This is a genomic window from Rhodoferax sp. U2-2l, assembly GCF_020594515.1.
Classification (GTDB): domain Bacteria; phylum Pseudomonadota; class Gammaproteobacteria; order Burkholderiales; family Burkholderiaceae_C; genus Rhodoferax.
In genome coordinates this window covers 95662-115574 of the sequence record NZ_JAJCTH010000002.1, presented here as the reverse complement: position 1 = coordinate 115574, position 19913 = coordinate 95662, and the positions used below count along the sequence as shown (strand labels likewise).

At 62.8% G+C, this 19913-nt stretch carries 16 protein-coding genes; 7 read left to right on the top strand and 9 right to left on the bottom strand.

What is annotated here, in order from left to right; all coding sequences use genetic code 11:
* Positions 1-7: 7 nt before the first annotated feature.
* On the bottom strand, positions 8-1279 hold the full coding sequence (gene glgC, locus LHU53_RS02215) for a glucose-1-phosphate adenylyltransferase (protein ID WP_227330445.1): 1272 nt from the start codon (positions 1277-1279) through the stop codon (positions 8-10).
* 44 nt (positions 1280-1323) lie between these two features.
* Positions 1324-2985: an alpha-D-glucose phosphate-specific phosphoglucomutase gene (locus tag LHU53_RS02210; RefSeq protein ID WP_227330444.1), complete on the bottom strand. Its 1662-nt coding sequence runs from the start codon at positions 2983-2985 to the stop codon at positions 1324-1326.
* Between the two features lie 258 nt (positions 2986-3243).
* Between LHU53_RS02210 and LHU53_RS02205 the strand changes: the two genes are divergently transcribed.
* The 5 genes from LHU53_RS02205 to LHU53_RS02185 all read left to right on the top strand — a co-directional run bounded on the left by LHU53_RS02205 (position 3244) and on the right by LHU53_RS02185 (position 9391).
* Entirely contained in the window at positions 3244-4875 is a 1632-nt protein-coding gene (locus tag LHU53_RS02205) for a peptide chain release factor 3 (protein WP_227330443.1), read from the top strand.
* A gap of 65 nt (positions 4876-4940) precedes the next feature.
* The gene (locus LHU53_RS02200) at positions 4941-5795 is read left to right on the top strand and encodes an HAD-IIB family hydrolase (RefSeq protein ID WP_227330442.1); all 855 of its coding nucleotides are present in this window, start codon (positions 4941-4943) and stop codon (positions 5793-5795) included.
* Between the two features lie 15 nt (positions 5796-5810).
* Positions 5811-7001 (top strand): MFS transporter, encoded by a 1191-nt coding sequence (locus tag LHU53_RS02195; RefSeq protein ID WP_227330441.1) that lies wholly within the window; start codon positions 5811-5813, stop codon positions 6999-7001.
* 14 nt (positions 7002-7015) lie between these two features.
* Entirely contained in the window at positions 7016-7477 is a 462-nt protein-coding gene (locus tag LHU53_RS02190; RefSeq protein ID WP_227330440.1) for a DUF2721 domain-containing protein, read from the top strand.
* A gap of 36 nt (positions 7478-7513) precedes the next feature.
* Positions 7514-9391, top strand: coding sequence for a putative nucleotidyltransferase substrate binding domain-containing protein (locus tag LHU53_RS02185; RefSeq protein WP_227330439.1), 1878 nt, complete (start codon positions 7514-7516; stop codon positions 9389-9391).
* Between the two features lie 37 nt (positions 9392-9428).
* On the opposite strand, the gene LHU53_RS02180 is transcribed toward LHU53_RS02185, so the two are convergent.
* The 7 genes from LHU53_RS02180 to LHU53_RS02150 form a co-directional block, all read right to left on the bottom strand.
* On the bottom strand, positions 9429-11594 hold the full coding sequence (locus LHU53_RS02180; protein ID WP_227330438.1) for an exonuclease domain-containing protein: 2166 nt from the start codon (positions 11592-11594) through the stop codon (positions 9429-9431).
* Positions 11591-11965: a response regulator transcription factor gene (locus LHU53_RS02175; RefSeq protein WP_227330437.1), complete on the bottom strand. Its 375-nt coding sequence runs from the start codon at positions 11963-11965 to the stop codon at positions 11591-11593. The genes LHU53_RS02180 and LHU53_RS02175 overlap by 4 nt, the downstream gene beginning before the upstream one ends.
* A gap of 14 nt (positions 11966-11979) precedes the next feature.
* A complete protein-coding gene (locus tag LHU53_RS02170; RefSeq protein ID WP_227330436.1) occupies positions 11980-14700 on the bottom strand; it encodes a sensor histidine kinase in 2721 nt (906 codons plus the stop codon).
* 2 nt (positions 14701-14702) lie between these two features.
* Positions 14703-14915 (bottom strand): hypothetical protein, encoded by a 213-nt coding sequence (locus tag LHU53_RS02165; protein WP_227330435.1) that lies wholly within the window; start codon positions 14913-14915, stop codon positions 14703-14705.
* A 27-nt stretch (positions 14916-14942) separates the two neighbouring features.
* Positions 14943-15296 carry a hypothetical protein gene (locus LHU53_RS02160; protein ID WP_227330434.1) on the bottom strand — a complete coding sequence of 118 codons (354 nt, stop codon included), beginning with the start codon at positions 15294-15296 and terminating at the stop codon, positions 14943-14945.
* Positions 15297-15459: 163 nt separating this feature from the next.
* Positions 15460-17265, bottom strand: a complete 1806-nt coding sequence (locus LHU53_RS02155; protein WP_227330433.1) for a sodium:solute symporter family protein — start codon at positions 17263-17265, stop codon at positions 15460-15462.
* Between the two features lie 10 nt (positions 17266-17275).
* Positions 17276-17536 carry a DUF4212 domain-containing protein gene (locus LHU53_RS02150; protein ID WP_227330432.1) on the bottom strand — a complete coding sequence of 87 codons (261 nt, stop codon included), beginning with the start codon at positions 17534-17536 and terminating at the stop codon, positions 17276-17278.
* Positions 17537-17787: 251 nt separating this feature from the next.
* Between LHU53_RS02150 and LHU53_RS02145 the strand changes: the two genes are divergently transcribed.
* Both LHU53_RS02145 and LHU53_RS02140 read left to right on the top strand, forming a co-directional pair.
* Positions 17788-18096 (top strand): DUF485 domain-containing protein, encoded by a 309-nt coding sequence (locus LHU53_RS02145; protein WP_227330431.1) that lies wholly within the window; start codon positions 17788-17790, stop codon positions 18094-18096.
* Positions 18093-19823, top strand: coding sequence for a cation acetate symporter (locus LHU53_RS02140; RefSeq protein WP_227330430.1), 1731 nt, complete (start codon positions 18093-18095; stop codon positions 19821-19823). The genes LHU53_RS02145 and LHU53_RS02140 overlap by 4 nt, the downstream gene beginning before the upstream one ends.
* Positions 19824-19913 lie beyond the last annotated feature (90 nt).

Genomic DNA, 19913 nt, shown 5'->3' with positions numbered 1-19913 from the left:
CTTGTCGTTAAAGTTTGGCCAGCATGTCGCGCGTGATCAACACCACGCCACCTTCGGTGCGCTCAAACCGCTGCGCATCCAGCACCGGGTCTTCGCCCACCACCAGGCCCTCTGGCACCGTGCAGCCCCGGTCAATCACGACCCGGCTCAGGCGGCAATTGCGCTGGATGATCACGTCCGGCAGGATCACCGCCTCGTCGATGCGGCAGAACGAGTGGATGCGCACCTCTGAAAACAGCACCGAATGGGCCACATACGAGCCCGACACGATACAGCCGCCCGAGATCAAGGTGTTCACCGCCACGCCGTTCTGCCCCATGGTGTCGGGCACAAACTTGGCCGGTGGCAGCTGGCGCTGGTAGGTCCAGATGGGCCAGTCGGTGTCGTAGATATCGAGTTCCGGCACGGTGGAGGCCAAGTCCAGATTGGCCGACCAGAACGCGTCAATCGTGCCGACGTCGCGCCAATACGGCGCCCCACCGGCCACGCGCGAGACACAGGACATGCCAAACGGATGCGCCAGCGCCCGCCCGTCGGCCACGGCCGCCGGGATCACGTTTTTGCCAAAGTCGTGTTCCGAATCCGGGTTGTCCAGATCGGCCTCCAGCAGCTTGTACAGGTAGTCGGCATCGAACACGTAAATCCCCATGCTCGCCAGCGACACGGCCTCGTTGCCGGGCATGGGCGGCGGGTCAGCGGGCTTTTCAACAAACGCGGTGATCTGGCGGTGTTGATCCACAGCCATCACGCCAAAGGCGCTGGCCTCGCTACGCGGCACCTCGATGCACCCCACGGTGCACCCGGCACCACGCGCCACATGGTCCTTGACCATCAGCGAGTAGTCCATTTTGTAGACATGGTCACCGGCCAGGATGACGACGTACTGCGGCTCGCTGGCGCGGATGATGTCCAGGTTCTGGAAAATGGCGTCGGCCGTGCCGCGGTACCAGTGCTCTTCACCGGCACGTTGCTGCGCGGGCAGCAGGTCGACCATTTCGTTGAGTTCGGCGCGCAAAAAGCTCCAGCCGCGCTGCATGTGACGCATCAAAGAATGAGATTTGTACTGGGTCACCACCGCCATGCGGCGAATGCCCGAGTTCAGGCAGTTGGACAGGGCGAAGTCGATGATGCGGAACTTGCCCCCGAAGTACACGGCTGGCTTGGCGCGCGAATCCGTCAACTGCTTCAGCCTGGAACCCCGACCACCGGCCAGCACCAACGCTACCGTGTGTCGCACCAACTGGTGGGTCTCGGGGGTCTTCTCAATCTCATTCAGCATGTCTTGTCCTTGCTTAAAGTTTATCGATGTGATTCAGTGATGCATCAGGTGGCCACGGTAGGGCCGGCCATGCCGGTGCGTTGGTGCACGTGCGCCACCTGCTCGGCCACCGCCACCAGCTCGGCCAGGGCTTGCTGCACGGGCGTGTCCTGGCGGGCCGGGTCGGCCTCGTAGCGCTCCAGATAAATGCGCAGCGTGGCCCCTTCGGTGCCGGTGCCGGACAAACGGAAGATGACACGGGCGCCATCGTCAAAAATGAGCCGTACCCCCTGTTTGGCCGACACCGAGCCGTCCACCGGGTCGGTGTAGGCAAAGTCATCAGCCAGCGCCACGCGGCGCGCGCCAAACGGCTGGCCTGGCAAACCGGGCAGGCTGGCCCGCAGGTCGGCCATCAGCGCGTCAGCGACGGCGGTGGGAATGGCCTCGTAGTCATGCCGCGAGTAATAGTTGCGGCCATAGGTGGCCCAGTGCTCCCGCACCAGCGACTCCACCGAGTGACCGGTGGCACCTTGCAAACTCATCCAGAACAAAACCGCCCACAAGCCGTCTTTTTCGCGCACATGGCTGGAGCCGGTGCCATAACTCTCTTCGCCACACAGCGAGACACGGCCCGCGTCGAGCAGGTTGCCAAAAAACTTCCAGCCGGTGGGGGTCTCAAAACAGTCGATGCCCAGCGCTTTGGCGACCCGGTCCACCGCGGCCGAGGTGGGCATGGAGCGGGCCACGCCGAGCAAACCGTTTTGGTAGCCCGGAATCAGCTTGGCATGCGCCGTCATGAGGGCCAGGCTGTCGGATGGCGTGACAACAAAGTTGCGCCCCAGCACCATGTTGCGGTCGGCGTCGCCATCCATCGCCGCGCCAAAATCGGGCGCATCTGCGGCCATCATGTGGGCAATCAGGTCTTCGGCGTTGACCGGGTTCGGGTCCGGGTGCAGGCCGCCAAAATCTTCCAGCGGCGTGGCGTTGACCACGGTGCCCGCTGGCGCCCCCAGTTCACCTTCCAGAATCGCGGTGGCATACGGGCCGCCCACCGCGTTCATGGCATCCACCCGCATGGTGAAGCCTTTTTGGAACATGCCGCGCAGCATGTCAAAGTCGAACAGGCCGCGCATGACGGCGGCGTAATCGGCCACCGGGTCGATCACATCCACCTGCATCTGCTCCAGCTGGCAGACGCCCAGGGTGTTGATGTCCAGGTCTGGCGCGTCGCTCAGGCGCACCTGGGTCAAGACCTGGGTGCGGGCATACACCGCCTCGGTCAACGTCTCGTTGGCCGGGCCGCCGTTGCCGGCGTTGTACTTGATGCCAAAGTCGCCGTCCGGCCCGCCCGGGTTGTGGCTGGCTGATAAAACGATGCCGCCAAAGGCCTGACGCTGCCGGATCACCGCGCTGACCGCCGGGGTCGACAAAATGCCGCCCTGGCCCAGCAGCACACGCTGCACACCGTTGGCCGCGGCCAGCTTCAAAATGGTTTGCACCGCCACGCGGTTGTGAAACCGGCCATCGCCCCCGAGCACCAGGGTCTGGCCGTGCAACGCGGTGCCCACCGAGCCATCTGCCGCCACCCCGTTGAGCACATCCAACAGCGCCTGGACAAAGTTTTCCAGGTACATCGGCTGCATGAAAACCGTCACTTTTTTGCGAAGGCCAGAGGTGCCCGGGCGCTGCCCGGAAAAGACATGGGTGGACAGGGTTTGAATGGCCATGATGAGGATTTTTTCGAGTCTGCTGCTGTGGATGAAGCTACAAAAACAGGTGCACAGAGAGTGGCTTCTGGTTGGGCTGCAAGCTGAACTTGAGCGCTTCGAATTTAGCACCAATACGCTGCGGGGAACAATAGCCACAGCCCTTTAAAATAGACATATAACCCGCCTGCCCTTGACGTGGCTCAATGAAGTCAGCTTTAGCGCTAGCAGCCGGGTCTCCCCCATCAGACCCTGCTTCCCAGACCCGAGACATCCTTTGTGACTTACGCTTTTGAAACCCGCCGCCGCCGCACCTTTGCCATCATCTCGCACCCGGACGCGGGTAAAACCACCCTGACCGAAAAACTGCTGCTGTTTTCCGGTGCGATCCAGATCGCAGGCAGCGTGAAAGCCCGCAAAGCCAGCCGCCACGCCACCAGCGACTGGATGGAAATCGAGAAACAACGCGGCATCTCGGTGGCTTCCAGCGTGATGCAGATGGTGTACCGTGACTTTGTCATCAACCTGCTCGACACCCCCGGCCACAAGGACTTTTCCGAAGACACCTACCGCGTGCTGACCGCGGTGGACTCGGCCTTGATGGTGATCGACGCGGCCAACGGGGTCGAAGCCCAAACCCGCCGTCTGATCGAGGTTTGCCGCCAGCGCGACACGCCCATCATCACCTTCGTCAACAAGATGGACCGCGAGGTGCGCGACCCGCTGGACATCCTCGACGAGGTTGAGCGTGAACTGGGCATGCCCTGTGTGCCGATGACCTGGCCGGTGGGCCAGGGCAAACACTTCGGCGGCATCATCAACCTGCGCACCCAGACCATGACGGTGTTTGAGTCGGGCTCGGAGCGGCTGCCGCAAGACTTTGATGCGATGCCGCTGTCCGACCCCGATGCGTTGCAAAAACGCTTTGGCCATGACTGGGACACCGCGCTGGAGAGCATGGAACTGGCCACCGGCGCCTCCCCCGAGTTTGACCGCGAGGCCTTTTTGGCAGGCAAACAAACCCCGGTGTTTTTTGGCTCGGGTGTCAACAACTTCGGTGTGATGGAGGTGCTCGACGCGCTGGTCGACCTGGCGCCCTCACCGGGCCCGCGCACCAGCAGCTTTGTGGTCAACAAACAGCCGGTCGTCAAACAGGTGCAGCCCGAAGACGACGCCTTCAGTGGTGTGGTGTTCAAGGTGCAAGCCAACATGGACGCGAATCATCGCGACCGCATCGCTTTTGTGCGCATGGCCAGCGGCAAATACACGCCGGGTATGAAGCTCAAGGTGATGCGCACCGGCAAGGAGCTGCGCCCGACCAGCGTGGTCACCTTCATGAGCCAGCGCCGCGAGGCGGTGGAAGAAGCCTACGCGGGCGACATCGTCGGGTTCACCACCCACGGCGGTGTGCAGCTGGGCGACACCATCACCGACGGCTCGGTCAACCTGTTGTTCACCGGTCTGCCGTTTTTTGCGCCCGAAATGTTCAACACCGTGATCCTGAAAAACCCGTTGCGCACCAAACAGCTGCAACAAGGTCTGGCCCAGCTCGGTGAAGAAGGCGCGATCCAGGTGTTCCGGCCCGAAATGGGCGGCAACATGCTGCTGGGCGCGGTGGGCCAGCTGCAGTTTGAGGTGGTGCAACACCGCCTCAAGAGTGAATACGACGCCGATGTGCGGCTGGAGAGCAGCCAGTACACCGGTGCACGCTGGATCACCGCTGACACGCCGCAGGAACTCAAGGACTTTGTCAACGCCTACCCGCAGCGCATGGCGCGGGATGCCGCCGACACGCTGGCATTTTTGTGCACCAGCCCCTACGACGTGCGCCTGGCGCAGGAGCGTTTCCCCAAAATCCATTTCCACCCGCTGCGCGAACACGCCGGGCTGGCGCTGCAAAGCGCGCTCTGACGGATGAGGCGCGGCTTGCCCCTGCACTTGGCTGCGTGGTGGGTCGTCGCCCGCCATGACGCAGCATGAAACCCCTGTCTGACTGGCCGCTGGCCGAGCGCCAGCGCATCATCGGCGTCTTCACCGACATCGACGACACCCTCACCACCCACCAGGCCATCACCGCAGACGCGCTGCAGGCGCTGGCCCGCCTGAAGGCGGCCGGTCTGACGGTGATCCCGATCACCGGGCGACCGGTGGGCTGGTGTGCACCGCACGCGCGGGGCGATGCCGCGCGGGGGGCGCCGCCGTGGCCGGTGGATGCGATGGTGGCCGAGAACGGCGGCGTTGCCTGGGCGCCCGCTGGCGCCAGCACGGGCAGCCCGTCAGCCCACCCCGACGCCCATCACCCCCTGATCAAGACCTACTTTGCCCCAGCCGCCGAGCGCGCTGCCAACACACTCAGGATGCAGCAGGTGGCGCAGCGCATCCTGCGCGAGATCCCGGGCACGGCACTGTCGCGCGACTCAGCCGGGCGCGAGACCGATGTGGCCATCGATTACGCCGAGCACGTGCTGCTCGCGCCAGCGCAGGTGGCGCAGGTGGTGGCGTTGATGCAATCCGAGGGCATGCAAGCCACGGTGAGCAGCATCCACATCAACGGCTGGTACGGCAGCCACAACAAGCTGGAAGCCGCCCGCTGGATGGTGCGCACGCTGTTTGGCCGCGCGCTGGACGCCGAGTTGGACCGTTGGGTCTATGTGGGTGATTCGACCAACGACCAGGTGATGTTCGCGCAGTTCCCCCACAGCGTGGGCGTGGCCAACATCCACCACTTTGAGTCGCAATTGGTGCACTGGCCACGGTATGAAACACCCTCTGAGCGCGGCGCCGGGTTTGCCGAAGTGGCACGCGCCCTGCTGGCTGCCCGCGCTGCATGATGACAACGGCTGTCCATGACTGACGCGACCACACAGACCAAGCAACCCCAAGGCTCCCCGGTGGGCCTGTTGGCGGTGTTTGGCTCGACATTTTTTGAGCTGTGCGGCATCTTCATGTTGTCGCCGCTGCTGCTGTTGATGCTGAAAGACGCGCAGGTCTCCACCACCGTGGCCGGGTTGTTTGCCGCCACCACCTGGGGTGGGGTCTTCCTGATCACACCGTTTGCCTCCGGGTTGATTCGCCGCATCGGACGGCGCCAGACCATGTGGCTGGCATCCGCCGCGCCGCTGGTATCGGCCCTGGGGTTCATGCTGACCGAGGTGCTGTGGCTCTGGTTTGCGCTGCAGCTGCTGGCCGGTGTGGCCGGTGGCCTGCGCTGGGTGCTGGCCGAGGCCTTCATTGCCGAGTTTGCCCCGCCCCGCCACCTGGGCCGCACCATCGGCATCTACGCCACCCTGGTCGGGCTGACCTTTGTGGTCGGCCCGGCGCTGCTGGCCTGGGTCGGCACCAACAACAGCCACGCGTTATGGTGGGTGGTGGCGCTGTTGGGTGTGGGCCTGGCCTGGACGGCACTGATACCGCGCCTGCCACCCGACCACGACAGCCACACCGCCAGCGTCGGTCTGCCCGGGCTGTGGCGGGCGGTGCTGGCGCACCCGGTGATCATGCTGGCGGGTTTTCTGGGCGGCTTTTTTGAGCTGGGCCTGGCGTCCATCCTGCCGCTGTATGGTTTGTCGCTGGGCCTGAGCGCTTCTGCTGCCACCCTGCTGGTGGCAGTCAGTGGTGCAGGCGGCACCTTGGCGGCGCTGCCCTCGGGCATGGTGGCCGACCGCTTTGCCAATCCGGCGCGAGGGCGGCGCACCCTGATGACGGTGTGTGCCGCCTTGATATTGCTGTCCACCCTGGTGACGCCGTGGGCCGCAGAAGCTGGCAGCCTGATCTGGCCGATGGTGGCAGTCTGGGGCGCCGCCGGTGGCGCGCTCTACACCCTGGCCATGATCGACATTGGCGCCCGCGAAAAGGGCCTGACCCTGATCAACAGCACCGCCGTGCTGGTGCTGACCTACACTTTGGGCGGGCTCATGGCTTCGGCCTTGTCGGGCGCGCTGATCGAATGGTCGAGCGCGCTGGCGTTCCCGCTGCTGCTGACCGCCCTGGCGCTGGCAGGCTGTGCGGCCTTGCTGCGCCACACCCGGCGGTTTTAACAACTGGAGTCCACATGTTTTTTGCAACTGACGTCAGCACCGTCTCCCACGGCATCCAGCTGGCAGTGGCGCCGGTGTTTTTGCTGACCGCGGTGGCCGGCATGATCGGCACCGTGGCTGGCCGGCTGGCACGCATCATCGACCGCGCCCGCGCGCTCGAGGGGCGAATCGAGGCCGCACCCTTGGACAACCCGATGCACCACGCCTTTGACGAGCTCAAGCAGCTGCGCCTGCGCGGGCGGCTGGTGAACATTTGTATTGCCCTGCTGACCCTGTGCGCGATCCTGATCGGCCTGACCATCGTGGCGCTGTTTCTTGGTGAAACCACCGAGATCCAGAGTTTCAAGGTGGCCACCATCCTGTTCCTGGCGGGCGTGGGCAGTTTTCTGCTGGCGCTGGTGGGCTTTTTCACCGAGACGGTGATCGCCACCCGCATCCTCAAGTTCGGCCACGCCAGCCGACAAGCCAGGCCCTGACCGACCTCACACCCGCTTGCCACCCGTTGCGTCATCATGCCCCACAGCACCGCCAAAGCCACCTCCCTTTTGACCACCGCCCTGGCGCAGCACCCCGTCTGGCAACAGCTGCCAGCCAAAGAGCTCAAAAATCTCGAAGCCCAAGCCAGCCACCAAACGGCGGCCAGTGGCACCGTGCTGCTGGCGCAGGGCCAGCTGGCCAGCCGACTGGGGTTGGTGCTGCGCGGTGAACTGCAGCTGCACGACCCGGACCTGGGCCACGCGGTGCGCTTGGGTGCCGGTCAATTGTTGGGGTATGGCGCCACGCCGGCGCGCCAGTTGACGACCTGGCAGGCCACCACGCTGACTGACGTTGAGGTCGCCTGGTGGTCACCGGACGTGCTGCAGGCCGTGTGCGCCAAACACCCGGCGCTGCTGTGTTTTTTCCCCTCAGTCACGCCGCCAACCGCCCCATCGGAAACCCGGCCTGCAGAGGGTGACGCAGCCACCGCGCTGAACCTGATCAGCACCCCCATTCGCACACTGATCAAATGCGCCCCCATCACCCTGCCCCCGAGCAGCAGCATTCAGGCCACCGCGCAGCTGATGCGCGAGCGGGGCGTGTCGTCGGTGCTGCTGATGGACGCGGACCAGCTGGTGGGCCTGGTGACCGACCGCGACCTGCGCAACAAGGTGGTGGCCAACGCGCTGGACGTGACCCAGCCGGTAGCCAGCATCGCCACCCGCAGCCTGCTCACCGTGCAGGCCAACAGCCCGGCGTTTGAAGCCCTGTTGCTGCTGGCGCGCCACCACATCCACCACCTGCCGGTGCTCGATGGCAGCGAGTTGGTCGGCATGATCACCACCACCAACCTGACCGAACAACACGGTGCCTCGCCGGTGTATCTGGCCAGCGACATCTACAAACAGACCACGCTCGACGGGCTGCAAACCCTCAGCGGCCGGGTCAAACAACTGCAGCAGCAGCTGGCCGCGGCAGATGCCAGCGCCTACAGCACCGGCCACATCATCACCGCCATCACCGACGCGCTGACCGTGCGGCTGATCCAGCTGGCCGAGCAGCAGCTGGGTCCGGCGCCAGTGCCTTACCTGTGGGTGGCGGCGGGCAGCCAGGCGCGCAACGAACAAACCGCCAAGTCTGACCAGGACAACTGCCTGATCCTGGACGACAGTTATGACGAGGCGGCACACGGCGCCTATTTCAAGGCCTTTTCCAAGCTGGTGTGTGACGGCCTGGCCGCCTGCGGCTATGTGCATTGCCCCGGCGAGATGATGGCCATGACCGACACCTGGCGCCAGTCGCGCCGCGTGTGGGCCGAGTATTTCCGCAAGTGGATCGAGCAGCCCAAACCCAAGGCGCTGATGCTGACTTGCGTGTTTTTTGATCTGCGCGGCATTCACGGCCACACCGAGCTGCTGGAGAGCCTGCGTCAGGACGTGCTGGTGCACACCCAGGGCAACAGCCTGTTTCTGGCGCACATGGTCAGCAACGCACTCAAACACCGCCCGCCGCTGGGTATGTTTGGCAACATCACGCTCAGCAAAAACGGCGACAAGCCGCGCACCATCGACCTGAAACACAGCGGCATCGTGCCCATCGTGGACTTGGCGCGCATCTACGCGCTGGCCGCCGGGGTGCCGGTGGCCAACACGCATGACCGGCTGGAGGTGTCAGCCAACGCCGGTCAGGTCAGCGAACAAAGTGCCCGCGACCTGCGCGACGCGCTGGAGTTTCTGGCCAAGTTACGCATCGCCCACCAGGCCCGCCAGACGGCGCAGGGCCAGGCGGCCGACAACTTTTTGGCGCTCGAGGAGTTGTCCAACTTTGAACGCAGCCAGCTCAAAGACGCATTCGGCGTGGTGCAGACACTCCAAGAGGTGCTGAGCAAGCGGTACTCTGGCGGGCGGTTCTGAGACCAAGGTCGCGGGCAGGCTGACAGCCCGGGCACCCTCAGTATTTCAACCGGGCGTAATAGGTTTTTTGCGCCGCTTCACGCGCCTGGCGCAGGGTGTGGATGCCCATGGCCTGCAGCAGCGGGATCAGCCGCAGCCACACCTCGGCGGTGACCAGCGCGTCACCCAGCGCGGTGTGGCGGCCCAGCACCGTGATGTTGAAGCGCTCGGCAATGGCTTCGAGCCGGTGGGATTCCTGGTTCGGGTGCACCACCGCGGACAGCAGCAAGGTGTCGAGCACCGGGTGGTCAAACTTCAGGCCGGTGGCTTTTTCCTGCAGTTGCAGAAACTTCATGTCAAACGCGGCGTTGTGCGCCACCAGCACCGTGTCCTGGGCAAAGGCATAAAACGCCGGCAGCACCTCGGTGATGCCGGGTTTGCCGCTGACCATGTCTTGAGTGATGCCGTGGATCGGGATGGTGGCCGCCGGGATCAGGCGCCCGGGGTTGACCAGCTGCTCAAAACTTTCCTGGCGCAGCAGCTTGCCGTTGACACAGCGGGTGGCGCCCATCTGGATGATCTCGTCACCCTCCGACGGGTTCAGGCCGGTGGTTTCGGTGTCAAACACGGTGTAGGCCAGCTCGCTCAAGCGGCGGTCGTCCAGCGCACTGCTCTGGTCACTGGTCTGGAACAGGTCGAAGTCGTAATACTCGGGGCGGCTGTCGTTTTGCAGGATCTGTGTCGCTTCCAACTGCTCCTGGGCGCTGGCCAAGGGCAGCAGAAACCGGAAGAACGCCTCGTGGCGCACCCGCTCCCGCTCGAACCACATTTCGCCCCCATGGCGGGCCACCACATCGCGCACGGTCAGCGGGGTGCTCTCGTCGCCAAAGCGCATGCTGTCCATCTCCCAGCTCATCACTGTCTCGGTGCTCATGACCTGGCCGGTCCAGATCAGGTCGAGCTGGGCGCGCTGGCCGCTGGTCTGCAGGCGCAGGCGGAAAAACCGCACATCAAACTCGTCCACCAGCCGCATCGCCAGGTAGTCCAGCGCCTGGGTCAGGCTGAAGCTGTCCACCTTGAGCCAGAGGGCGGGGTCCAGGTTTTCCAGCGTCACCGGGCGCTGGTTGCGGGCCTCGATGCGCCGCTGGGTCGCCAGCAACACGTCGGCGCCCAGCATTTCTTCCAGCGGCCAGCGCGTCCTGAGGCCTTCGGTGGCCTTTTGGGTCATGCCGGTGATCCGGCTGCTCATGCTGGTGACCTCTTCGCGCACCACGCCCAGAAAACGCTCCCGCACGGCATCGTCCAGGTCGGGGTAGGCCAGCATCTCAACGGCCGCCTGGATGTTGGCCAAGGATGAGCGGCTGCCCTCGGTCAGGCCGTGCAACAACTGGTCGCGCACATGTTCTTCTTCAAAGGCCCGGGTCACGTTGTCGAGCATCAGCACAAAACCGCTGATCTCGGTCGCCCCCACCGACGCATCACCGCTGCGCACCGGCGCCATCTGCACCTTGAGCAATTGCCCGGCCTGGGTGGTGGTCACAAACTGAGCCGACGGGCTGGCCGCGCCCCGGTTGCAGCGCTGCTGGATGCTTTCCAGCGCGTGCGCCACCAACTGGCGGTCAAACACGGCGTAAATCGAGCGCCCGATACCCACCAGCTCAGAGCCACCGGCCAGCGCGGGGGCACTCGACATGGCCTTGAACTGCAGCCGGGCCCGGCTGTTGTAAAGAATGATGCGGCCGTCCAGGTTGCACACCACCACACTCTGGGTCAGCTCGGCCATCAGCGCAGCGAGCCGGTTTTTTTCCTGCTGCACACTCTGGCTGGCCTGGGCGATTTGGGCCGCCACGTCGGCGCGCAAGGCATCGCGCTGCGTGGCGAGTTCAAAAATGGCGTTCGCCAGCGCTTTGGTCTCTTTGGTGCCCTGGTGGTTCATTGGCGCGGCCTGGGGCGCGGCCAGCAACACCTGGGTCTGCTCCAGCAAGCGGGCCGGTGCCGTGGCGTAACGGCGGAACAACCAGCGCAAGGTCGCGGCAATGCAAAAGAGCCCGGCCACCCAGGTCAAGCCGATCAAGGCCATGCGCGGCGCCAACTGCTCGGCCACCAGGGCGCGCTGTTCTGGTGCCAGCGTCGAGGTGATCAACCCGATGGTGACCAGCAGCCAGACCAGCGTGGCGGCACCAATGACACCAATCGCCAGCAACAGGCGACGATCCACTTTCATGGCGCGCTGCCCAACATCGACGCCACTTTCTGCACCAGATCGCGGGTGGAGAAGGGTTTGGTCATGTAGGCATCGGCCCCCAAGGCCAGGCCCTTGGCCACGTCGGTGTCACGTCCTTTGGCAGTGAGCATCAAAATTTTGGTGGCTTGCAGGGCGTCGTTGGTGCGGACGTCCTGGCACACCTCAAAGCCGGTCTTTTTGGGCATCATCACATCGAGCAGCACCAGGTCGGGGCGTTCGCGCTCAATGGCCTCGATGGCTTCCTGGCCATCGCGCGCAATCACCACGGTGTAGCCCTCGCGCTTGAGCAAAAACTCCAGCGAGATCACGATGTTGGGCTCGTCGTCGACGACGAGTATTTTTGCTGTCATGTCTGTCTCCTGATTTATCGTTGCTTTGGCATGGAAAAACAAAACCGTGCCCCCTGCCCCGGCTCGGACGCCAACCACAGCCGCCCCCCAAAGTGTTCCACAATTTGGCGGCTGATTGGCAAACCCAGCCCGGTGCCTTGCGGACGGTTGGCGGCATCACCGCCCTGGCGGAACTTCTCGAACACCAGCGCCTGCTGCGCCGCCGGCACGCCGGGGCCGTTGTCTGCCACACACACCGTCACCTGTACATCGTCGTGGCTCAAGCTGACATCAACCCGACCACCCGGCACCGGCACAAACTTGGCCGCATTCGACAGCAGGTTGAGCATCACCTGCGTCAACCGGTCCGGGTCCGCCCAAAGCAGCAGCGGCTGATCGGGCGCGTTCACCGTGACCTGGGCTTGACGTTCACGGAATAACTCTGACGTGGTCACCACCGCCTGCTGAACCAGGGCCGCCAGATCCAACGCCTCGGTGTGCCAGTCGGCATGGCCGGACTCAATTTTGGCCATGTCCAGCACCTGGTTCACCAGCCGCGACAGGCGCTCGGTTTCACTCACGATGATGTCAATGAACTGGCGCCGCTGGGGGAGATCAATTTTCGGGTCGTCCCGCATCAGTTCAGCCAAGGCCCGGATGGAGGTCAGCGGCGTGCGCAGCTCATGGGTCACCGACGACATAAAGTCGTCTTTCAAGCGATCCAGGCCTTTGAGTTGCTCATTGGCCGCGCGTAACTGCAAGGTGGCGCGCTCCAGCGAGGCGGACTTTTCCTCCAGCTCCAGCGAATGGGCCCGCAGCTGGGACGTTTCTTCCAGGATGCGCAACACATCGTCCGGGGTCAGGGTGTCTTCTTCAACACTGCTGGCCACCAGCGCCCGGGCCGAGGCGCTGCCCACCGCACCGGCCAATTGGGTTTCCACAAATTGCACCAAGCGGGCATCGGGCGCCATCGTCTCGCGCCCACTGGCGCCGACCTGGCGGGCATAGTCGTCAAATATCTTGCCAGCACGCTCTGCCCCCAAAAACCGTTCGCACAAACGCAACAGGTCAGGCACCGTGGCACGGCCCCGCCAAAACACCGGTCGGGCGTGGCTGGTGCGCTCAAACACATCCACAAACAACAGCGCCTGGCTGGCTTCCTGACCTGAGGGGGCGCGCCACAGCGACACCCCCACATAGGCGCCCACATTCACCAGCAAACTCCAGAACAGCGAATGGGTCAGATGATCCAGCCCTTGCAAGCCCATCAACTGTTCGGGTCGCAGCCAGGCCCAACCCCAGAGGCCGTGCGTCAAAAAGGCATCACTGAGCCAACCAGACTTGGCCAAGGAAGGCAGCATCAGGGTGTAGCCCCACATCACAAAACCGGCCAGCAAGCCCGTCAACGCACCCAGACGTGTGGCCCCTTTCCAGTACAGGCCACCCAGCACCGCGGGGGCAAACTGCGCCACCGCCGCAAAGCTGATCAGGCCAATGCTGACCAGCGCATAGGCCTCCCCCGCCAGATGGAAATACGCATAACCCAAGACCAGCACCACCAGAATGGCAAGCCGCCGGATGGTCAACAGCACCCGCGTCAGGTCATGCCCGGCTTCCGAGCGAAACTGGGGGGTGCGCAGCAAGAGGGGCATCACCAGTTCGTTGCACACCATGGTCGAAACGGCGATGGTCTCCACAATCACCATGCCGGTAGCTGCCGACAAGCCCCCGATGAAGGCCAACAAGGCCAGGGCCGGCTGCCCCGCGGCCAGGGGCAAGGACAGCACAAAGTTGTCGGCATTGCTGGGGCCCGGCCCGGCGAGCAACAACCCGGCCAGGGCAATCGGCAGCACAAACAGGTTGATGGCCAGCAGGTAGAGCGGAAACACCCAGATCGCACGGCGCAAATGGCTCTCGCGCACGTTTTCCACCACCATGACCTGAAACTGCCGGGGCAGAAAAATCACCGACAGCATGGACAACATCGTCAAGGCAAACCACTGCGTCCAGGCAAACGGCGCGCCCTGCTCCAGCCGCAGCAATTTGGCCAGTTCGGGCACCGCCAGCGCTTGCCCGAACAAGTCACCCAGCCCGTTGAAGAGGCCATACACGACAAACAGCCCCACCGCCAGAAACGCGACGAGTTTCACCACCGACTCGAACGCGATGGCGGCCACCATGCCTTCATGGCGTTCCGCCGAATCCAGACGCCGGGCCCCAAACACCATGGTGAACCCGGCCAGCGCCAAGGCCATGTAAAACGTGCTGTCCTGCATCCAGTGCGCAGGCGTCACGGCGGCCCCATCGGGCCCGGCGGTGAGCAAGCCGTAACCAGCCGACACAGCCTTGAGTTGCAGGGCAATGTAGGGCACGATCCCCACCACCGTGATGACGGTCACCAGACCGGCCAGCAAGGGGCTTTTGCCATAGCGGCTGCCGATGAAGTCGGCGATCGAGGTGATGCGGTAGGTTTTGGCAATACGGATCATCTTGCGAATCACCAGCCAGCCCAGCACCATGGCCAGGGTTGGCCCCAAATAGATCGGCAAGAACCAGATGCCCCCCGAGGCCGCCCGCCCGACACTGCCAAAGTAAGTCCATGCGGTGCAATACACCGCCAGCGACAAGGCGTAGGTCCAGGGGTTGGCAACGATGGATCGCCCTTGCGACGCCCTCACATCGCCATAACGGGCCACCGCAAACAACACCATCAGGTAGGCGAAAGAAACCCCCATGACCAGCGCAGGTGACAACATGCTCAGTCGTCCCCCCAGTCAGCGGGGTGGCGCTCCATCAGCCAGGCCAGCACCGCAATCAGCACCCCCCACAGCGTGAACAAGGCCAACGGCAACAGGGGCACACCCAGCACCCACACTGCCACATCCCACAAGCCCAGCAACGGGAAATTCAGCAGCATCCAGCCGCAACAAAACAGCGCCACCAGGCGCTGTTTGATCAAGGTGCTGCCCATGGACGCTCGGTCAAACGGCCCACGCGCTCAGGCCTTGCCTTTGCGCCAACTGGCATGGGCGTGGCGGCTGAGGGCAAAACTGGCGAAAAACTTGCACCAGATGGTGCTGCCAGCCACCGCGCTCCAGGTGCTGTAGTCCCACGCCCCCAAAATCACGGCACCGATGACACAGACGATGACGGTACCCGCCACCAGATTGATGGCCATCTCGTAGGGGGCGAATCGTTGCGGGTCGGCAGGGGGCTCGCCGCGTTTGGTGGCCACCTCGGAAAAATCGCGCTTCATGACGATGCGCCAGGCGCGGCGCAGCCAGAAAAAGCCGATGGGAAAAAGTGCCAGGAACAAAATCCAGGTCATGGCCACACTGATGTCAAAAACCATTCACACACTCCAAGGTCAGTCAAACCACACACCAACCGACAAGCCCCGTTGGCGTCCGTCGTGAAAAAAAGCCCTGCCAGCATGGCTGACAGGGCCGGTCTTGTCAACCTGGTCTGCGCAACACACAGACCAGGCAGCCAGAGGGTGTCAACAACACACGCGTTCAGTGCGCGCCGTCCACCAGCTTGGAGCCACGGGGCACACGCACGGCTTCCACCATGTGCTGGATGTGCTCCGGCGGCTCAGCCGTGACCTTGTCGACCAGGAAGGCCACGGCAAAGTTCACCAAAGCACCCACTGCGCCAAAGGCTTCCGGGGTGATGCCGAAGAACGGGTTGGCGCCACCAATCAACGGCAGGAAGTCCGTGCCCTTGATGAAGAAGATGCCCTTGTGCGCAAACACATAGAACAAGGTGACGAACAGACCCGCCAACATACCGGCCATGGCGCCTTCCTTGTTCATCTTCTTCGAGAAGATGCCCATCATGATCGCCGGGAACAACGAGGACGCCGCGATACCGAAGGCCAGCGCCACCGTGCCCGCCGCAAAGCCCGGCGGGTTCAAGCCGAGCCAGCCAGAGATCACAATTGCCACCGCCATCGCCACCTTGCCTGCCAGCAGTTCACCCTTTTCCGAAATGTCCGGCACAAAGATGTTCTTGATCAGGTCGTGCGACACCGCGGCAGAGATGGCCATCAGCAAACCGGCAGCCGTTGACAGCGCAGCAGCCAAACCACCCGCGGCCACCAGACCAATCACCCAGTTGGGCAACAAGGCGATTTCCGGGTTGGCCAGCACGATGATGTCGGCGTTCACGGTCAGCTCATTGCCCTTCCAACCCGCTGCGTCGGCCTTGGCTTTGGCGGCTTCGTTCTTGGTGGCGTCGTTGTAGTACTGGATGCGGCCGTCGCCGTTTTTGTCCTCAAATTTCAGCAAGCCGGTCTTTTCCCAGCGCTTCATCCAGTCAGGACGCTCTTCCGCTTTGATGGACGCTTCAGGCGCATACAGGTCGCCGCCCTGGACCACGGCGGTATTCACCGTCGAGTGCAGGTTCAGCTTGGCCATGGCCGCCACAGCAGGTGCTGTGGTGTACAGGATGGCGATGAACACCAGCGCCCAGCCGGCGCTGGAGCGTGCGTCCTTCACAGTGGGCACCGTGAAGAATCGCATGATCACGTGGGGCAAGCCCGCCGTTCCGATCATCAGCGACAAGGTGTACATGAACATGTTGAGCGTGCTGCCCGCTGTGGTGGTGGTGTATTTGCCAAAACCGAGGTCAGTCACCACGGAGTCCAGTTTGGCCAACAGGGTCATGTCGGTGCCGCTCATGGTGCCCCCCAGCCCCAACTGCGGCAGGAAGTTGCCGGTGAGCTGCAGCGAGATGAAGATGGCCGGGATGGTGTAGGCAAATATCAACACCAAGTACTGCGCCACCTGGGTGTAGGTGATGCCTTTCATGCCGCCAAACACCGCGTACAGGAACACGATGCCCATCCCGACGTAAATGCCGACTTCGCTCGACACGCCCAGGAAGCGCGAGAACGCCACGCCCACCCCCGTCATCTGACCAATGATGTAGGTCAGCGAGGCGGTCAGCAGGCAGATCACCGCAATCATGGCCGCACCCTTGGAGTAGAAGCGGTCGCCAATGAACTGTGGCACGGTGAATTTGCCGAACTTTCGCAGATACGGTGCCAGCAACATGGCCAGCAACACGTAGCCGCCGGTCCAGCCCATCAGGAACAAGCCGCCGCCGTAACCCATGTTGGCAATCAAGCCGGCCATGGAGATGAAGGACGCGGCCGACATCCAGTCGGCGCCAGTGGCCATGCCGTTGAGCACCGGATGGACTGAGCCGCCCGCCGAGTAGAACTCGCTGGTGGAGCCGGCACGTGCCCAGATGGCAATGCCGATGTAGAGCGCAAAACTTGCGCCCACGATCAAATAAATGGTGGTTTGAAGATCCATGGTGTCGCCCTCAGTCTTCGTGAACGTCAAACTTGATGTCCAGATTGTTCATACGCCAGGCGTAATAAAAAATCTGGGCCACAAAGAAGTAGATGGCGCCCTGGTGTGCAAACCAGAAACCCAGCGGGTACCCACCCAGGTGGAACTGGTTGAAAAAGTCCACAAATAAGATGCCGGCCCCGAAGGACACCAGAAACCAGAGGATCAGCACATTCCTCAGCAGTTTCAGGGTTTCCTTCCAGTAGGCACCACTGTCGTAGTCGTGCTTCATGAAGTCTCCTCGATTGATTTAAGTCACGCAGCAGCGAGGCTGCGCACATACATGGCCCGGGGTGTTTTTGGGCCTCTGCGAGGGTGAATGTCGTGACCGTTCCTTACAGTTTTCTTATGAAAAATCTTTGAAAACCAATAACTTAGGGTAAACACCGACATACATTTTTGAGTTCGGGGAAACGGGGTCAGGAGTTGGTAAGCACCGCCTCTTAGCCTTGCTCGGGTCAACATTTACCAGGAGATCAGTGCATGCAAGATGACGTTATCAGTCGGGTGATCAACAACCCGAAATACCAGGAACTCAAGGCCAAGCGCAGCGGCTACGGCTGGTGGCTGACACTGGCCATGATGGTCGTTTACTACGGCTTCATCATGCTGGTGGCATTCAACAAAGAGTTCCTGTCGCAAAAATTGGGCGACGGCGTCATGACCATCGGGATTCCGATCGGTTTTGGCGTGATCGTCTTCACCGTGGTGATCACCGCCATTTATGTCCGACGCGCCAACAGCGAGTTTGACGACCTGACCGCAGAAATCACAAAGGCAGCACTCAAATGACTTTCAAAAACAATACCTCGCGTCAACTGCTGACGCTACTCGCGCTGTTTGGTGTTTCCGCTGCTGCCTGGTCGGCGGGTGCTGACCTGGGTCAGGCTGTGCAACAGCCCACCAACTGGACGGCTATTGGCATGTTCGCGGCCTTCGTGGTGTTCACGCTGTTCATCACCAAATGGGCCGCTGCCAAGACCAAGTCTGCCGCTGACTTCTACACCGCCGGTGGTGGTATCACCGGTTTCCAGAATGGTCTGGCGATTGCCGGCGACTACATGTCGGCCGCGTCCTTCCTGGGTATTTCCGCCGCCGTGATGGCCAGCGGCTTTGACGGCCTGATCTACTCCATCGGCTTCCTGGTGGGCTGGCCGGTCATCACCTTCCTGATGGCCGAGCGTCTGCGTAACCTGGGCAAGTTCACCTTTGCCGACGTGGCGTCCTTCCGCTTCGAGCAAAAACCGATCCGCATTTTTGCGGCTTCAGGCACGCTGGTGGTGGTGGCGTTTTACCTGATCGCCCAGATGGTGGGTGCTGGTCAGCTGATCAAGCTGCTGTTTGGCTTGGAGTACTACATCGCCGTGATCATTGTGGGCGCGCTGATGATGGTCTACGTGTTATTTGGCGGCATGACCGCCACCACCTGGGTGCAAATCATCAAGGCGGTGTTACTGCTGGGCGGGGCGTCGTTCATGGCGCTGTCGGTGTTGTGGCACTTTGGTTTCAGCCCTGAAGCCATGTTTGCCTCTGCCGTGCAGATCAAGACCGACCTGGCTTTGAAAGACGGCAAGATCGCCGAAGCAGCCATGGCAGCTGGCCAGTCCATCATGGGCCCGGGCAACTTCGTGAAAGACCCGATCTCCGCCATCAGCTTCGGCATGGCGCTGATGTTTGGTACCGCTGGTTTGCCGCACATCCTGATGCGCTTCTTCACCGTGCCGAGCGCCAAGGCGGCTCGTTCGTCCGTGATGTGGGCCACAGGCTGGATCGGTTACTTCTACCTGCTGACCTTCATCATCGGCTTTGGCGCGATCACCTTTGTGTTGACCAACCCGCAGTTCATTGACCCGCTCAAGGGCGGTCTGCTGGGCGGCGGCAACATGGCAGCGATCCACCTGGCCAACGCCGTGGGCGGCAACGTGTTCCTGGGCTTCATCTCTGCCGTGGCTTTTGCGACCATTCTGGCCGTGGTGGCTGGCTTGACGCTGTCGGGCGCATCGGCTGTGTCGCATGACATCTACGCCACCGTGATCAAACAGGGCAAGGCCAACAGCGCGGACGAACTGCGTATCTCCAAGATCACCACCATTTGCCTGGGCATTCTGGCGGTGACACTGGGCATCGTGTTCGAGAAGCAAAACATCGCCTTCATGGTGTCGCTGGCCTTCGCGATTGCCGCCTCGGCCAACTTCCCCGTCTTGTTCATGAGCGTGTTGTGGAAAGACTGCACGACCCGTGGCGCGGTGATCGGTGGCTTTTTGGGCCTGATCTCTTCCGTGGCCTTGACCGTGGTGTCGCCATCGGTGTGGGAAGCCACGCTGGGTAACCCCAAGGGCTCGGCGTTGTTCCCGTACACCTCACCGGCACTGTTCTCGATGACCATCGGTTTTGTTGGCATCTGGCTGTTCTCGGTGCTGGACAAGAGCGCGCGTGCCAAGCAGGACCGTGCTGGCTTCTTGGCGCAACAAGTGCGCTCTGAAACCGGCATTGGCGCCGCGGGCGCATCCGGTCACTGACCGCTTGAACAACAGCCCCCCCGGGTGGCTGTTGAGATAATCCAAAGGGCTGCAGGCACACCGCTTGCAGCCCTTTTTTAATGGACGGGG

What these genes read in the sequence shown, in the direction of transcription:
- LHU53_RS02210 (WP_227330444.1), bottom strand. Translation starts at nt 2,985, where the DNA reads ATGGCCATTCAAACCCTGTCCACCCATGTCTTTTCCGGGCAGCGCCCG.
- LHU53_RS02180 (WP_227330438.1), bottom strand. Translation starts at nt 11,594, where the DNA reads ATGAAAGTGGATCGTCGCCTGTTGCTGGCGATTGGTGTCATTGGTGCC.
- LHU53_RS02170 (WP_227330436.1), bottom strand. Translation starts at nt 14,700, where the DNA reads ATGTTGTCACCTGCGCTGGTCATGGGGGTTTCTTTCGCCTACCTGATG.
- LHU53_RS02145 (WP_227330431.1), top strand. Translation starts at nt 17,788, where the DNA reads ATGCAAGATGACGTTATCAGTCGGGTGATCAACAACCCGAAATACCAG.
- LHU53_RS02150 (WP_227330432.1), bottom strand. Translation starts at nt 17,536, where the DNA reads ATGAAGCACGACTACGACAGTGGTGCCTACTGGAAGGAAACCCTGAAA.
- LHU53_RS02140 (WP_227330430.1), top strand. Translation starts at nt 18,093, where the DNA reads ATGACTTTCAAAAACAATACCTCGCGTCAACTGCTGACGCTACTCGCG.
- LHU53_RS02190 (WP_227330440.1), top strand. Translation starts at nt 7,016, where the DNA reads ATGTTTTTTGCAACTGACGTCAGCACCGTCTCCCACGGCATCCAGCTG.
- LHU53_RS02155 (WP_227330433.1), bottom strand. Translation starts at nt 17,265, where the DNA reads ATGGATCTTCAAACCACCATTTATTTGATCGTGGGCGCAAGTTTTGCG.
- LHU53_RS02185 (WP_227330439.1), top strand. Translation starts at nt 7,514, where the DNA reads ATGCCCCACAGCACCGCCAAAGCCACCTCCCTTTTGACCACCGCCCTG.
- LHU53_RS02195 (WP_227330441.1), top strand. Translation starts at nt 5,811, where the DNA reads ATGACTGACGCGACCACACAGACCAAGCAACCCCAAGGCTCCCCGGTG.
- LHU53_RS02200 (WP_227330442.1), top strand. Translation starts at nt 4,941, where the DNA reads ATGAAACCCCTGTCTGACTGGCCGCTGGCCGAGCGCCAGCGCATCATC.
- glgC (WP_227330445.1), bottom strand. Translation starts at nt 1,279, where the DNA reads ATGCTGAATGAGATTGAGAAGACCCCCGAGACCCACCAGTTGGTGCGA.
- LHU53_RS02165 (WP_227330435.1), bottom strand. Translation starts at nt 14,915, where the DNA reads ATGGGCAGCACCTTGATCAAACAGCGCCTGGTGGCGCTGTTTTGTTGC.
- LHU53_RS02160 (WP_227330434.1), bottom strand. Translation starts at nt 15,296, where the DNA reads ATGGTTTTTGACATCAGTGTGGCCATGACCTGGATTTTGTTCCTGGCA.
- LHU53_RS02175 (WP_227330437.1), bottom strand. Translation starts at nt 11,965, where the DNA reads ATGACAGCAAAAATACTCGTCGTCGACGACGAGCCCAACATCGTGATC.